Annotated in this window: 12 protein-coding genes and 1 CRISPR repeat array; of the genes, 2 read left to right on the top strand and 10 right to left on the bottom strand. The window is 67.2% G+C overall.

Annotated elements, in window-relative coordinates:
* Positions 1 to 89: 89 nt before the first annotated feature.
* From AB0L06_RS35925 to AB0L06_RS35965, 9 genes are all read right to left on the bottom strand, one after another.
* Positions 90 to 482 (bottom strand): VOC family protein, encoded by a 393-nt coding sequence (locus tag AB0L06_RS35925; protein ID WP_500235641.1) that lies wholly within the window; start codon positions 480 to 482, stop codon positions 90 to 92.
* Positions 483 to 1,131: 649 nt separating this feature from the next.
* A CRISPR array of direct repeats spans positions 1,132 to 1,694; the repeat unit is 30 nt; unit sequence GTTGCGAACCCTCGTAGGGGCGATGAGGAC.
* Between the two features lie 141 nt (positions 1,695 to 1,835).
* Positions 1,836 to 2,099 (bottom strand): CRISPR-associated endonuclease Cas2, encoded by a 264-nt coding sequence (cas2, locus tag AB0L06_RS35930; RefSeq protein WP_500235642.1) that lies wholly within the window; start codon positions 2,097 to 2,099, stop codon positions 1,836 to 1,838.
* Positions 2,100 to 2,109: 10 nt separating this feature from the next.
* Positions 2,110 to 3,090 carry a CRISPR-associated endonuclease Cas1 gene (gene cas1, locus AB0L06_RS35935; RefSeq protein WP_500235643.1) on the bottom strand — a complete coding sequence of 327 codons (981 nt, stop codon included), beginning with the start codon at positions 3,088 to 3,090 and terminating at the stop codon, positions 2,110 to 2,112.
* A 1-nt stretch (position 3,091) separates the two neighbouring features.
* Positions 3,092 to 3,589, bottom strand: coding sequence for a CRISPR-associated protein Cas4 (locus AB0L06_RS35940; RefSeq protein ID WP_500235644.1), 498 nt, complete (start codon positions 3,587 to 3,589; stop codon positions 3,092 to 3,094).
* Positions 3,586 to 6,033, bottom strand: a complete 2,448-nt coding sequence (gene cas3 / locus AB0L06_RS35945) for a CRISPR-associated helicase Cas3' (RefSeq protein ID WP_500235645.1) — start codon at positions 6,031 to 6,033, stop codon at positions 3,586 to 3,588. The genes AB0L06_RS35940 and cas3 overlap by 4 nt, the downstream gene beginning before the upstream one ends.
* Before the next feature lie 20 nt (positions 6,034 to 6,053).
* Positions 6,054 to 6,707, bottom strand: coding sequence for a CRISPR-associated protein Cas5 (cas5, locus tag AB0L06_RS35950; RefSeq protein WP_500235646.1), 654 nt, complete (start codon positions 6,705 to 6,707; stop codon positions 6,054 to 6,056).
* A gap of 101 nt (positions 6,708 to 6,808) precedes the next feature.
* The gene (gene cas7i / locus AB0L06_RS35955) at positions 6,809 to 7,864 is read right to left on the bottom strand and encodes a type I-B CRISPR-associated protein Cas7/Cst2/DevR (protein ID WP_500235647.1); all 1,056 of its coding nucleotides are present in this window, start codon (positions 7,862 to 7,864) and stop codon (positions 6,809 to 6,811) included.
* Positions 7,861 to 9,231 carry a hypothetical protein gene (locus tag AB0L06_RS35960; RefSeq protein WP_500235648.1) on the bottom strand — a complete coding sequence of 457 codons (1,371 nt, stop codon included), beginning with the start codon at positions 9,229 to 9,231 and terminating at the stop codon, positions 7,861 to 7,863. Before AB0L06_RS35960 ends, cas7i begins: the two co-directional genes overlap by 4 nt.
* Before the next feature lie 79 nt (positions 9,232 to 9,310).
* The gene (locus AB0L06_RS35965; RefSeq protein ID WP_500235649.1) at positions 9,311 to 9,973 is read right to left on the bottom strand and encodes a CRISPR-associated endoribonuclease Cas6; all 663 of its coding nucleotides are present in this window, start codon (positions 9,971 to 9,973) and stop codon (positions 9,311 to 9,313) included.
* 1,456 nt (positions 9,974 to 11,429) lie between these two features.
* Between AB0L06_RS35965 and AB0L06_RS35970 the strand changes: the two genes are divergently transcribed.
* Positions 11,430 to 11,729 (top strand): hypothetical protein, encoded by a 300-nt coding sequence (locus AB0L06_RS35970; protein WP_500235650.1) that lies wholly within the window; start codon positions 11,430 to 11,432, stop codon positions 11,727 to 11,729.
* Positions 11,730 to 11,803: 74 nt separating this feature from the next.
* Positions 11,804 to 12,277: a DUF6188 family protein gene (locus tag AB0L06_RS35975; protein WP_500235651.1), complete on the top strand. Its 474-nt coding sequence runs from the start codon at positions 11,804 to 11,806 to the stop codon at positions 12,275 to 12,277.
* A 972-nt stretch (positions 12,278 to 13,249) separates the two neighbouring features.
* Here AB0L06_RS35975 and AB0L06_RS35980 read toward each other — a convergent pair.
* A complete protein-coding gene (locus AB0L06_RS35980) occupies positions 13,250 to 14,320 on the bottom strand; it encodes an SAVED domain-containing protein (RefSeq protein ID WP_500235652.1) in 1,071 nt (356 codons plus the stop codon).
* Positions 14,321 to 14,424 lie beyond the last annotated feature (104 nt).

The following is a 14,424-nucleotide window of genomic DNA, read 5'->3' on the forward strand; positions in this document are numbered from 1 at the left end:
CGCGAAGTTCCTTGCTTGGCCGCTCTCACGCCCTCGACGCCCACACCGATCACAGCGGAACCCGCAAACGCCGCCCCGATGTCCCGTGCTCAGACGTCGGCTTCGATGGCGAAGGTATTGCCGTCCGGGTCCTGGAACCACGCGATACGCCCACCGCCCGCCCGTGCCGTGATCCCCTTGCCGTCGTGTTCGAACTGGTCGTAGCGCACGATCTCGACGCCGGACGACACGAGCTCGTCCACGATCTGATCGATGTCGTCGACGTACCACGTCGCAAGCGTCGCCGAAGTCTTCCCGGCAGTGACCGACTGGTACACGTTCAGCGCCGGCCCGCCACCAGAACCGTAGACCCGGCTCCCGCCAGGGATGCGGGCGCTGGGCCCGGACTTCAGCGGCCGCAGGCCCAGTTTGCCTTCATAAAAAGCGACCGCCTCCTGAATGTCGGAAACAGCGATCGAAGTCCTGAGTTCATACGCGTCCAAGGGCATGATCCACTCTCTCACACACCCACCACGAGCCGATTCCGCCGCCAATAGGTCTCACCCGGCAGCAACACGCCTGCTGGATCACCCGACGGCCCCGGCGATGACACGTTTCCTCTGGACCGATGCCATCCACAGCATCGTTCGGCACCGCGGCCCCCTTCGAGCCTGCAGGAGTTCGCTCCTCACAAGACCTCGACGACGCCCACGACACCCGTCTAAGCCATCCTGAGTAGAGCCAGGCACCGCTCACCAGCCAACTGAGGGCAAGCCACGCAGGATAAGGACGGCCAGCTCAACATGGCCGACAACGCACACGACTACGGCATATTCGGGCGAACAGGCCAGATGGCATCCGGGCGAGGAAGATGAAGCGAGGAACAAAGATCAGTCTGGGCTGCGGGGGCACGCTCCTCCTTGTCGCATTGCTGATCGGCTTGTTCTATTGGCTCGCGACCTCACTGGACCTGGAACACCCAACACCCGGATGGCAGGACTGGCCCCCAATCTCCACGAACAGCCCATCCCCGTCTCCGACGCCGCCCCATCACTTTTCCGCACCACACGTTGGGCACCCTCACCACATAGCACCCCGGGTAGAGGCGATGAGGACCACCGCCGCGACGCTGCACGGGGTGGACAGAAGGTAGTTGCGAACCCTTGTAGGGGCAATGAGGACCCTCCAGGAGATGAGCGTCATGCGCCAGCACCTCAACAAGTTGCAAACCCTCGTAGGGGCGATGAGGTCGCCAGACGGCCGAACTCCTACCTCGGCGGCATCGCGTTGCGAACCCTCGTAGGGGCGATGAGGTCCCCTCGCTGGAGAAGATCGCGGGCGCGATCCCGCACGTGTTGCGAACCCTCGTAGGGGCGATGAGGACTAGCTGGCGATTCGCCCAGCGGCGGGCCGACACTCGTTGCGAACCCTCGTAGGGGCGATGAGGACGCGCGTGGTGCGCGATGCGGTGGCGGCGGGCCGCCTGTTGCGAACCCTCGTAGGGGCGATGAGGACCTGGCTGACCGGGACCGTCCCGCGCGCCGAGGCGATCCGTTGCGAACCCTCGTAGGGGCGATGAGGACCGGTTGGTGAGCTCAATACCGCTGTCCTCCAGTTGTTGCGAACCCTCGTAGGGGCGATGAGGACTCCCGCTCGGGGCCGTGCGAGCCGCTGGGGGCCGGGGCGTTGCGAACCCTCGTAGGGGCGATGAGGACCCCAGGGTAAAGCCGCAGGTGCCTGGGAGGTAAGAGGGGCCGCCGGAGGTGGGTTCTTCAGCGGACCGTCGGTTGTGTTGTTGGGCCCGGCGTGTCGCTGAAACTCGGCATGATCAACTTGGGGTTGATGTGGGGCCGGGGCTACAGGATGTCGGTGGGGGCTGGTTCGGCGGCGCCCCAGGTGAGGCGGGTCGGGGTTGTTCCGGGTGGATAGGTGTAGACGAGGACGTTGTCGTAGCTGAGGTCCAGGAGGTTCTCGACCTCGGATTGGAAGCGGCGGAGTTGGGCCTGGCTGAGCTGGCCCTGGAAGACGCTTCGCTGGACGTGGTGAAGGTACTTTCGGCATGTTCGCAGGATGCGGGGGTTTCGTTCGGCTGCGGTGTCGTAGACGACGATGACGTGCACGGAGCTTGTCTCACCACCAGATCCTGAAGGGCTTGTACGGGGTGCCTTCGAGGCATCGCCGGGTCAGTCCGAGTGCGTCGAGGTAGAGGAGCTCGTCGTAGGCGACGGGGCGGCCGAGGGAGCGATGGGCCACGGTGACGGCGAGTTCGTCGCGGACGGACTGGACGACCAGCTTTCGGCCGCTCTCGCTGAGCATGGCCTGGTTGGTTTGGCTGTCGAAGTGTTGCTCCTTGAGCTGGTTGCGGGCGGACATCCTGAGGAGCAGGCGTTCGGCGAACAGCGGTTTGAACATCTCCGAGACGTCGAGGACCAGGGAGTGGCGCTGGCGTTCCATGCTGCTGTGCAGGAAGGCGATGCCGGTGTGGAGGGGTGTCAGGCGCAGGGCCGTGAGTGTTCGGGCGTAGATGATGCCGTTCACATAGCTGATGAACGCGTTGCCGGCGTTCTTCGGGGGGCGACGGCTGCGACCTCCGAGTTGGAGCCATTCGGGGAGTTTGGTGTCCAGGACCTCCCATGCCGACCGGCGGAAGGTTCCTTCAACACCCATGAGGTGGGCGGGCGTTTCAGCGGCTTCGATGTTCTTCTGCAGGACGGTGTACGGGCGCGCGAGAAGCTTCCGGTCGATGACGCGGCGGACGTTGAACGCGGCGGAGTCGACGATGCTGCGGGCGACCGCGAGCGCGGTGTCGGGGTCTTCGGCGAGCCGGGCTTGCGCGAGGACGGTCTCACCGGACGTGCTGGTGTCGGAGGTGAGGAGCGATCCGGCGTAGTCACCGTAGTGGCTGAGGAAATGGACGTTGATCCGGTGCCGGTTGAGGAGTGCGACGACGGCGGTGTTGATGTCGGTTTCGGCGCAGGCGACGATGTCCCGGACGTCGGAGACCGGGATGTGGACCTTCCCGGCGGACTCGCGTTCGATGACGAGTGATTCGTCCTTGCGCCTGATCCGGCAGGGGCCGGTGAGCCAGTAGGTGCGTGCGGCGGCGGGCATGTCATTCCGTCCAGCAGTAGTCGGTGAAGCTGCATCCGCGGCAGGCAGAACGCGCCAGGCGGGCAGGCGAGGTGGGGGCGCCACCGACGTCGATGACTTCGGCGATGTCGGTTCGTGCCTGGTCCGCGGCCTCTGGCGTGTAGGGGTGGCGATGGGTGCGGCGAATCTTGGGGTAGTGCAGGATCGCGCCTTTGGCGTCGATGCCGACCTGTTCGAGCCGGTAGCAGTAGTGCCTGCCCTGAGCTTGGTCGGCGGGTGTGGGACGGCTGGACGATTTGACTTCGTGGACCCAGTGCCGACCGTCGATGAAGTCGAGTTTGGCGGCGCCGAGGTCCACCGGGCTGTTGCGGGCGTATGAGGTCTCGTGGACGGCCTCACCGAGTTGAACCGTCCCGCTCAGATGTTCGGGCCGGATTCCGCGCAGGTAGAGCCAGAGTTGGCGACGGCAGTGATACAGGTACTTGATGTGGACGCCGCCGACGTCGTCGGTATCGATCAAAGGATTTCACCGGGTTCGTATTTCTGCTGCACGTCGCGATGTACGGCGCGCAGGCCCAGGCGGGGGTCGTACTGGGCGTCGATGATGCAGATCTTGAGGCGCTTGTCGTAGGCGCCGAGGCCCCTGCACCAGGCGGGCAGCGGGATGAGGTACTGGTCGGCATGCAGGCGGCCGGCGCCATGGTCGGGCACCAGTTTCAGGGCGGATTTGTAGTTGTCGTAGTCCTCTTCGAGCACTGCCTCGATGCCGTCGAATTGCTCGTCGAACGCCTCGTTGAGCTGAGAGCGGTCATCGAAGGGTTGGGAGAATTCCAGGAAGGAGTCGGCGAAGTCGGACCGGTGCTCTTCGACTCTCTGGGACCACTTCCGCCCCCACGGGCTGGTGTAGATCTGGTCGAGCCACGTGGTGATGACCTGCTCGTCGATGGTCCGCCCGTCATGGCGGGTGAGGATGTCCCAGCCGAGCAGGGTGGGTTCGGCTTCGTAGACGCCGTCCGCCCAGAGGTCGTCTCCTCCGCCACGCCGGGTCCGATAGTCGGGTTGGTGGACGACCACAGGCGCCGGGGCGAGCGTTCCCAGCCGGTTGGCTCTGCCGAAGCGCTGGACGAGGGCTTCGAGGTCCGCGGCCGAGGTGTGGCAGGCGTCGAGGTCCAGGTCGAGGGACACCTCGAGGGCCTGGGTTCCGACCAGCAGGCCGGGTCGGCGGGGTTTCCCGCTCGCGAAGCGCTCCCGGATCGCCGTCTCGATGGCGGTCCGGTCCATCCGGCGGTACCGCGAGTGCAGCAGGTGGGCGGAGTCCTCGCCGTGGAGTTCGGTGCAGTAGGGCCCGAGGGTCTCGTAGAGGGTGATCGCGTCGCGGACGTTGTTGGCGACGACGAGGACGGACCCGCCGTCGGCGAGCCGTTCGCGTATCTCGTCAAGAGAAGGTTCGTCGGCGAGGTGGTCCTGGCGGACGCGGAGGCGATGGCGGATCGGCACGGGGCTCGCCGGCGAGGGCTCGACCAGGGTCGTCTGCCCGTCGAGGGCCTGGGTCACCAAGTCGGCGAGTGCCGTGGGCATGGTCGCGGAGAGCACGGCGACGCGTCCACCGAGTCGGTGCCAGAAGCCCATGATGGCGAGGATCATGCCGAGGCGGCGGGCGTCGTAGGCGTGCAACTCGTCCAGGATGAAGATCGAGTTCGCGCTGTCGACGAGGATGCCGGAGTGCGCGGGCCCCGCCAGCGCGCCCCGCAGAACCTGGTACGGGGTGCCGACGCGCAGGAGCTCCCGGAAGTTCTTCGTCGCCTCCGCGCGGGAATGGGCCTTGATCGCCGCATCGGCCGCATCGGCCGCATCGGCCGGGTCGGCCGGGTCAGTCGGGTCGGCATCGTCACCGGCACAGCCGTCGGCGAGGGACCGCGCGAGATGGTACGAGGCCGCTTTGGAGTGGGCGACGCCGATTCCGTCGGGTGCGTGCAGGTCGTCGCCGAGGCGTCGGGTCATGGCGTTGATGCTGGCCAGGTAGGGCAGCAGGTAGAAGACGCGAGGGTTGCCGTTCGTACGGGCAGCCAGGTCACCGATCTGGGTGCTCGCCCACAGAAGGACGGCCTCGGTCTTGCCGCTCCCGGTCCAGGAGCGCAGCAGCAGGTTGCCTATGGTCCTGGAGGCCTCCAACTGTTGCGGGCGCAGCGCGTGGCCTCGAGCGGAGAGCCGTTCTGCCAGCCGGGCCGAATAGGTCTCGTCCAGTGGATGCTCGGTGTCCAGAGGCGCGTGCGCTGAGGACAGGTGATCGGCCATGGTGACGGCGCCCAGCAACAGGACGGCGGTCGTGCCGCGGCCATCATGAGGTGAAAGCGCCCATTCCCATCGGTCCATGACGTCTTGGAAGAGGCGATGGGCAGCGTCTGTCAGTTGCCGGACGTCCGCCCGAGGTGCGATTTCGGGAAAGGGCAGCCCGTGCCGGTGGCCTGTGGCATGCAACCACTCCACAAGACCGGCAAGGCGGTCCGGGTCGGCGGGCATGAACTTGTCGGCGAAGTCCTGCGGCTGGTCGTCGCCGTACTGCGTGAGCAGCGGCAGCTTGGACGAGCCGTTGAGACCGGACGTGAACGGGCGGTGATGCCCCGCCACCACCGCCGCGACCCATTCGCGCTCTGTGGACGGCAGGTCGGCGAGCAGGAGGTCCACGAAGCCGAGAGACAGCACCTCGTGTCGTTCACCCCAGGGAGTCGGCGCCTGCCGGGAAACATTGCCGATCATCCGCTGGAATCCGTCCGGCAGCTTGCCGGTGTCGTGGAGCAGCGCGGCGACCGCCGCCCATGTCCAGAACTCGGCCGGCATCCCCGGAATGTCGCCGATCCGGGCTCGGACCGCCAGTACGGCTTTCAGGGTGTTGAGCGAGTGGTCGGTCAGCAGCTCACCAGGCACACCAGGTGTGCTGGAGCTCTTCGCACGCAGGTCCTTCACGACGATGACGCTCCGCGGGTTCAGGTGGCGAGGGCCAGTTGGTCCGGATGGACGGGCGGGAGCATCACGACGGCCTGCCCGTCCCGAGTGGCGAGCCCGGACTCGATTTCGGCCCGCGTCCCCGCCGCCGCGTGCCGGTAGGAATCCCAGGTGAAACGGGTGCGGTCGTCGGAGATGACGGTCGTCAGCCGCATCGCCGTACCGGCGGATCCCGGCAGATCGAGGGGGACGAGGGCGTGCCCCTGCCGTCCGCCGGACGTGGTCAGCTCGACGCGGCGGGTGGTGGTGGCCACCAGGTCCTGACTCCTGCCGAGTCGCAGTGGCCAGATCGGACGGCGAAGGGCACGCGCCCACAGGTCGATGTCTTCGGTGAGCCAGACCGTCAGCGTGACGTGGGCCAGGAAATCGCGGTCCTTGATGGTGGCGCTGGCAGGGGACCCGGGGATACCGAGCGGGTGATAGGTCTCCAGGTCAGTGCCCGTTCCGGCGGCGTGGAAGGTCATGCCGAAGCGGGTGCGGAGGGGGACGCGGTCCCATCCTCCGGCGGCAGCGGCGAGCAGTCCCCCGACGGTGGACGGCGGCGGGCAGGGCAACCCCACTTGCAGCCCGTCGTAGAGAGGGTTGCGGAAACTGACGACCCGCGCGGTGGCGGTCAGTTCCAAGGCCTCGGGCATGGCGATGCTCCTCGCGGACGACACGAACGCGCACGACACGGACGCGGAGGGCGTGGACGACGTTGGATGACGGGGACGACGCGGACGACGATTGGGGTTCGCTATCGCGGGTCATCGAACCAGGGGTCGTGGTCGCCGTGCTCGATCTCGCCGGCCAGGGTGTTCAGGACGGTCCGGGGATGGCCGAGGATCAGCCTCTCCTCCTTGACCAGGTCGGCGAGGTCCGCGGCGGCCCGCTCACGCTGGCTGCCGAGGAAACCTGGCGCCCAGCCGATCCGAACCGGCCCGTCCAACTCGTCCGCCCAGGCCCCGATCTCCTCGCGCAGGACGTCGACGTCGACGTACGTCGCCTTCTCACGCTCCCGGACGACCCTGGTGAACGGGTTCGTTCCGCCCTTGATCGGAGCGAGGATCACCAGGCCGGGCGTGCGGTCGCCGTAGTGGGACGCCTGCTTGGCACCGCCCTTGACCATCGCCATCGTCCTCAGCAGGACCCCGACCCGGCGGCGCCGCTCCTCGATCGGCAGGCGCACGCACCGCACGTCGCGCAGCACGACCTCGCTGCCGCCCTTCGCGACCACGTCGTCCGCCAGACCGCCGGGCAGCGCCGCCTTGGTGGTCCTGCCACCGGTCTCGAAGGTGCCGACACGCGGTAGGTCCAGCAGCAGGTCGCCGGCCAGGTCCGCGGTGTACATCTCGTGCTCGTGGATGACGGGGTGGGTCCCGGGCTCGAAGTCGCGGCTCATGGTCCCGAAGTCCATGACCGGCCTGCTCGGAACGACCGAGACGAGCGTGCCGGTCGCCAGGACCGTGTCGCGCATGAACGTCCTCGACTCGCCCTTCTTCGCGCCCGTCCCGTCCGCCTTGACCGCGATCATGTAGCCGAACAGGTCGTCGTCCAGGTACAGGTCGGGGCGGCCCTGAGTGTACGCCTGCTGTTTCTTGCCCTCCCCGCTGCGGATCACCGGTGAGGTCGACTCGCCGAGCGGAAGGCTGTCGCGCAGCCACCGGCGGCCCGCCTGCGCCGACACATAGGGGTACTTGTCCCCGCGACCGACCGTGAACTGCTTGACCATGCCGCGGTTGTCCTCGCCCCGCCCGTTGTTGGGCGCCCCGGCCTTGATCTGCAGGATCTGCTGTCCCACCAGGAACGTCACTGTTCCGTCCCTTCCTCCTGGTCGCCGCCGACGGCGTCCGCCAGGTCCTTGATCTCTTGGAGTTCCTCCTGCGAGCCCGTCGGCTCCCAACCCGCCTCGGCCAGCGCCTCCAGGACCGCGAAGACCAGCAACCGGCGCCAGGACCAGGACCGCTCGTCCTCGAACAGCAACCGGTACTCCTGCACCGGCAGCAGCACCGGCGAGGTGTCCTTGGGGCGGGGGAAGAGCAGCCAGTCCACGCCCTTGGAACGGAACCAGCCGTACAGGTTCCCGCCCTTGCCGTTGGCGCGGATGAAGTCGCGGAACGGGCCGGGACGGCCGTCCTGGGCCAGCAGCGCGGCCACCCGCCGCGCCAGTTCCCTGATCCGTTCGACGTCCTTGTCGTCCATGGTCAGCACCTCGCGGCAGTAGGAGTACAAGAGCGGGGCCAGCACCGCCGCCTCGGCAGGAACGAGCCCGGCCCCGGAGACCCGGCTCATGACGTTTCCGACCGCGACGCCCAGGACCTGCGCCGGCTGGGCGAACACCCGCTTGGCCAGGAGCGCCTCTCCCGGAACGTCCTTGGTCCCCTGGGTCGCGACCAACACCGGATATCCGGCGCGGCGCTTCGAGTCCCTGTTGGTGGACCGGAGCCATTCGGCGACGGGCCGGCTCAGTTCCTGGACGGCGAACAGCTGTTCCTTGTTGGCGTTGGACAACACGATCAGCTCCACGCCGGAGGTGATCCGCCTGCTGTAGGCGCGGACCGCGCGCAGCACCCACAACTCCCGCGCGTACCAGCCGGGCTTCGCTCCCTTGGACGCTCCGGCAGAAGCGTCCCGCAAGGTCTGCCCCACCGTCGCCGCGGTCATCTTCGCCAGGAACGCGTCGTCCCAGGAATGCATCAGCGCGGCCCTGCCACCCGACAGCGACGCCCCGTACGGAAACGCCCAGAGACTGGCGACGCAGGGGTAGCACAGCGGCGTCCCCTCATGGCCCGGCGCGGTGGTGTTGCGATGCGCGACGCTCGCTCCGAGCGGTATGTCGACCTTCCCGTACCAGTCACAGGCAGCCCGGCCGCAGTACGCGCACGGCTCTCCCGGCCACCCCGCCTGCTCCGGCCACGCACGCCATTCGCGGATCAGCCTCTCCCGTTCCGAAGGAGACTGCCTCCTGCGCGCGGTCGGATTCAGCTTCGAGTTCGGCCAGAGCAGGTAGCTGGCCCCAAGCCAGAACCCACCGAGATCAGCCGCCTTCGCCACCCTGACCGTTCCCACGAGATGGCTCGTCATCTTCTCGACGACCCTGCGCAGGACGTCACCCGACACCTCGTGGGGATGCTCCACCTCAGCCAGGACGGCCAACGCGAACGCCCCCACTCGCTGCAACGGGCTCGCGGTCAGCACCAAGGACCGCGGGTGGCCGCCTCCATCCCGATCCCCCGATCGCAGGACGCCCGATACGGCGTCAGGCACCGATCCAGCCCATCCCCGCGCTGTTGGCCTGCCCCAGCCCCCAGGAATGCAGCGCCGACAGCGTCTCCGGCGCACCGGACACCATGACCTCGACACACGCTCCGGGCTTCTTCCCGCCCCCGGCGCTCCCCACGGCGAACGAACGCTTCCGTCCGACCCACCCGACGTGCTCCAGGGTGACCTCCGGATCCAACCCCAGGGTCGCCGCCTTACGCCGCAGGTTGTTCTGCATGTACACGTCCCACTCGGGCTCCCCCGGAAGGCACCACGCGCTCCGACGCGCACGATCACCGGACGCGTCACGCCCCGAGCTCTTCATCACCACCGGCGTCACCGTCCGGAAGATGGCCTTCCCGGTCTCGAACCGCGGCGCCTCGACCGGCTCGACCTTGTCGACGATGAACGCGGTCGCCCCCCACGCCAGCACAGGCACCGACGCCAGCGCGGCCGCCCACCCCTCGACCATCGCGATCAGCGGACTCCCGAACTCCAGAACCCCAGGACCATCGGTGGCATAGACCCCCTTGCGCCGACGCGCAGCAGGAAAGACCGGAGCGCCATAGCCGAACGGAACCAGCCCATGCGGCCCCCAACCGTTCTCGTGAAGAGCATGGGCCAACTCAGGCGCCCCACGTTCCAGCAGCGCGTACAGCACGGCCCTCCCAGGAGCGACCACGTCGTCCCAGGGCAACTCCGGAGCCCCCGTGTGGAAGTCCAACCGCAAACGCATCCCACCCCGCCCTTCCTCGTCCACCACAACCGCCCGGCACCTTGACCCGGCGAAAAGTACAGATGGACGACTCCCGTCAGACCACGTGAGAAGCCACCCGACTCCTCTCCGCGTCCGGGACATTACGGTCCCCAAGCCCCACGAGGCGCCCCTTCACCAAACTCGATCAGGCCCCCACCTGTCCGCATCCGGCCTCCCGCGCAGCCACAGCCGCCCCGCCTCGAGACCACCCGCCCAGACAGAGCCCACCGGGACCACAAACCTGGCCGGATTTCCGGCGAGATCCGGCCTGGACTCGCCCTCATCGCCCCGCGAGGGTTCGCAACACCCTCCTAGGCAAGAGCATCATGTGGCGGGACGGTCCTCATCGCCCTGCGAGGGTTCACACGCGTGTTTCGGTCCAGGTGTCCGAGATCCTGGCCGCAGGCACTCACCGCCTCACGGGCCTTCGCAGCAAGTTCCGGCAATGCTCGTCCCGGCCTTAGGCCGTCCTCATCGTCTGTGCGAGGTTGGCAACTTGACCACTGCCGGCCCCCTTCCAGGCTCTAAATCCTCGCCGCCTCTGCGGCTCAGGTGGTGGCGCTGGGGAAGGACTCATAGGTGTTGGAGGTGTTGTGAAAGTGGAGGCCGTCCAGCGGTCGGCTGGACATGGGCCAGGCGGGCTCCGAGGGCTCTACCGGCATTTTGTGGTCTCAACCACCCGAACGGCCGACAGCGAGTTGATCAAGCAGTTTCAGCGACTCACCGGGCTCGACAGCACAACCGGCGGTTCGCTGAAGAATCCGGTTCCGACGGACTCCCCTTCCCACCACGCACCTGCAGCTTTACTCTGGGGTCCTCATCGCCCCTACGAGGGTTCGCAACGCGGGGTCGCCAACTGGCAGTCCGGCTTCGGGATCTTGGTCCTCATCGCCCCTACGAGGGTTCGCAACTGTGCGTCACCGCACCCGCCAGCCCGAACGAGACCCGTCCTCATCGCCCCTACGAGGGTTCGCAACTGTGCGTCACCGCACCCGCCAGCCCGAACGAGACCCGTCCTCATCGCCCCTGCGAGGGTCGCAACGTGAGGATGTTCGCCTGTCCCTGTCGCGCGACCCCAGCCACTCCCGGGCCTGGGTGGTGCTGGTGGACGGCGATCCGCACCAGATTCGTCTGCTCCAGGCCGAGGCGGCCCGCCGCAGCACCACGATCCACATCGTCTACGACCTGATCCATGTGTTGGAGTACTGCTGGCGCGCCGCCCGCTGCCTGCATCCTCCGACCCGGCCGCCGAACAACAAGTGGCGACCTGGGCGCTGGGCATGCTGGCCGGCAACACCGACCAGGTCATCATCGACATGCACTCCGCGCTGCCGCCCTTCCTCCTGACCGGCGGGACGGTTTGGAGACCGTTGTCGGCTACCTGGCCCGCCACCGCAAGTTCCTGCACCACAACCGAGCGTTGGAGGCCGGTTGGCCGATCGCCACCGGCGTGGTCGAAGGCACCGCACGTCATCTGATCGGTGACAGGTTGGAGATCACCGGCGCCCGCTGGGGGCTGGCCGGAGCCGAGGCCGTCCTCAGACTCCGCGCGGTCATCAGCAACGGCGACCTGGACGCCTACTGGACCTTCCACCTCGAATGCGAACCACGTCGCAGGCACCAGGCTCGCCACCAAGACAGCTACGCACTCACAATTTGATCAACACCATGCCCTTGCGAAGGGCGCATCTCGCGGGCTCGCGCATGGGCCATAGGGCCTGCCAAAGTTCGGGGATGAGCGTTTCTTCCTGGCCAGTGGAGCACGAAGATCATTGGGTTCTGGGCTACCGCGATCTTGTGGTGACACGGATCTGCGTCGATCACCGGTTGTCGCTCCTCCTTGAATCCGATGTCGAGGTCGTGCTCGAAGCACCGGCATGGCTATCGTCAGGGCCCAGGACGGCTCCAGGCATCGATGCCACCCCTCTCGATCCCGAGCAGCAAGCCGTTGCGGATGCCCTCCATCTGTTCGGCACCCGGATTCAGTCCGCCGTGGCCTTCAAGAGCGGCGCGCTGAGACTGGTCTTCGACAACGGGCTACATCTGAACTGCCCGGCCGATCCAGCCTTCGAAGCCTGGCAGGCCACGGGCCCAGGACCCTGGAAATTCGTCTCCTTGCCAGGCGGGAATCTTGCAGTGTGGTCCGGTACGACGCAGGGATCCAACTCCATCGCAATATCTGATCCATCCAGCTCACAAGCTCCTTGAGCTGAGTAAATGCGTCACTCAGGACGAGATGCACCCACCTGCGATCACGCAGGTTGCAGCCCACAGGACCTTCACGTCGTTCTCATCCAGCACCCGGGTCCTTATCCCCCCGCAGGGGGTTTCACCACGAAACGCTGGCGAGCCGCGCTGTGGCCTTCCCGAGTCCCGTGCATAGGAGGTTCAAAGGGGAAGGGCCCATAGGTGCTGGAGGCACTATCGAACGTGATGGCCCTCATGACCCGGTGAGGAGGCTCCACGTCGACCAAACCCTCCTCCATCGGCACCCTGTAGCCTCACAACCATCCGAACGGCCAACAGCAAGTTGATCAAGCAGTCTTCAGCGACACGCCGGGATCGACAGCACAACCGACGGATCGCTGAAGAATCCGTTTCCGGCAGCTCTCCCTTCCCTCGATGCACCTGCAGCTTTACTCTGGGGTCCTCATCGCCCCTGCGAGGGTTCGCAACCGCGGCACCCGTCGGCGCCAGCCGAGACATCGCGGACGGGTCCTCATCGCCCCTGCGAGGGTTCGCAACGCAGCCATCCGGCCACGCTGGATTCGCGAATAGCTCGTCCTCATCGCCCCTGCGAGGGTTCGCACCTCGGGCTCGGTGCCGCGTTCGTGGACGGCCCACATCTGGTCCTCATCGCCCCTGCGAGGGTTCAACACGCTGCTGCGGGCCGCCGATTTCTACCGGCCCGCGCATGTCCTCATCGCCCCTGCAAGGGATCGCGATGTTGTGTGGGTGGATCTGATCCCAGTGCGGCTCGGAGGGCCTGTGCGGGTTCGCGACCTGTGGGTGGGATCCGTCGCCTCGGCGCGCTCTGGACGTCCTCATGGCCCTGCCGTGACGTCGGAACTGGTTCCCGACAATGCTCGTCCAGGCCGTTTTCCTTGCCCGTGCAGGATTCACAACTTGACCAGCGCCCAACGGGGCTTCCCAGTCTGGGGTCAGTGCTGCCCCTGCGGCTCAGGCGGTGTCATCGGGGAAGGGCTCGTAGGTGTTGGAGGTGTTGTCATATGTGAAGGCCGTCCAGCGGTCGGGTTGGACGTGGGCCAGGCGGGCGCCGAGGGCTATGGAGATGGCGACCGGTCCGGTGAGGAAGGCGGCGTGGTGTCCGGTGCGGGCTGCGGCCGGTAGGGCGGCGTCGCTCCATGCTCGGCAGATTTGTTCCACGATCGCGGTGTAGGTCTCTTTGTTCTCGTCCAGAGGGCCGATGGTCTTTCGGCGCAGGAGCAGGAGGTTGCCGAATCCGTGGTCGCGGCAGGCGGCGTGGACGGGCTGGACGAAGTCGGCGCCAAGGTTCTGTAGATCGATGGCGAGCGCCGTGCGTGACGGGTCGCCGCTGGCGATGGGCTCCAGCGGCTCCACGATGAGGAGTTCTGCGGTGAGTGGGCTCTCCCGGAGGGTGGTGGCCGGGAAGTGGGACGGGCTGCCGTCGTGCTGGCGAATCGCGTGGATCGTGACCTCGCGGGAGTGGGTGTGCCCGAGCCGCGCGCCGAACCGGAAGCCGGCCGGCAGCGGCATGGTCGGGATCAGGTTGATGCTGGCAGCACCACTGACCAGCCGCTCTGCGATTCCGGCCGCCGCGATGGTCTCGTCTGCAAGGGCATCGATGCCCGCTTTTGGCCAGGGGCGGGTCTCGGGGAGCTTGAGGTGGGTTCGCACCGTGATCGAGAAGGCTATCTGGCTGTACTCGATGGCTTTGTTCTCGAGCGAGTCGGCTCGTGCGGCACCGCGTCCGGAGTCGGACGCGGTGACGACGAGTCCGATCCGGGTCTTGGCCGACGCGCGGACGCGCAGTCGGGCACCGACCAGCATGAAGACGAGTCCGGTGAGGAAGGCGAGAACGAACCCCCAGCGTCCGGCCGGAGCGTGCGTCATCACCGACTTCGCCGCCTCGATGGCGAATCCGCCTGCCATGACGCCGCCGATCCCGCTCCAGACCACACCCTCTGTGATCACGCGGCGAGCCGTCGACGGGGTCGTGGACGGGCCGCCGACGACCGTCATCGTCGGCATATGCATGATCTCGGTCATTCCCACCTCACTTCGTCAACTCAGACAAAAGGTACTGATGGACGATGCCCGCCGCCGGGCCGCTTCTGGTCGGGCGCCGCCCGACGGGCCGATTGGTTCGCATC

This window comes from Spirillospora sp. NPDC052269 (assembly GCF_040679435.1).
Classification (GTDB): Bacteria; Actinomycetota; Actinomycetes; order Streptosporangiales; family Streptosporangiaceae; genus Spirillospora.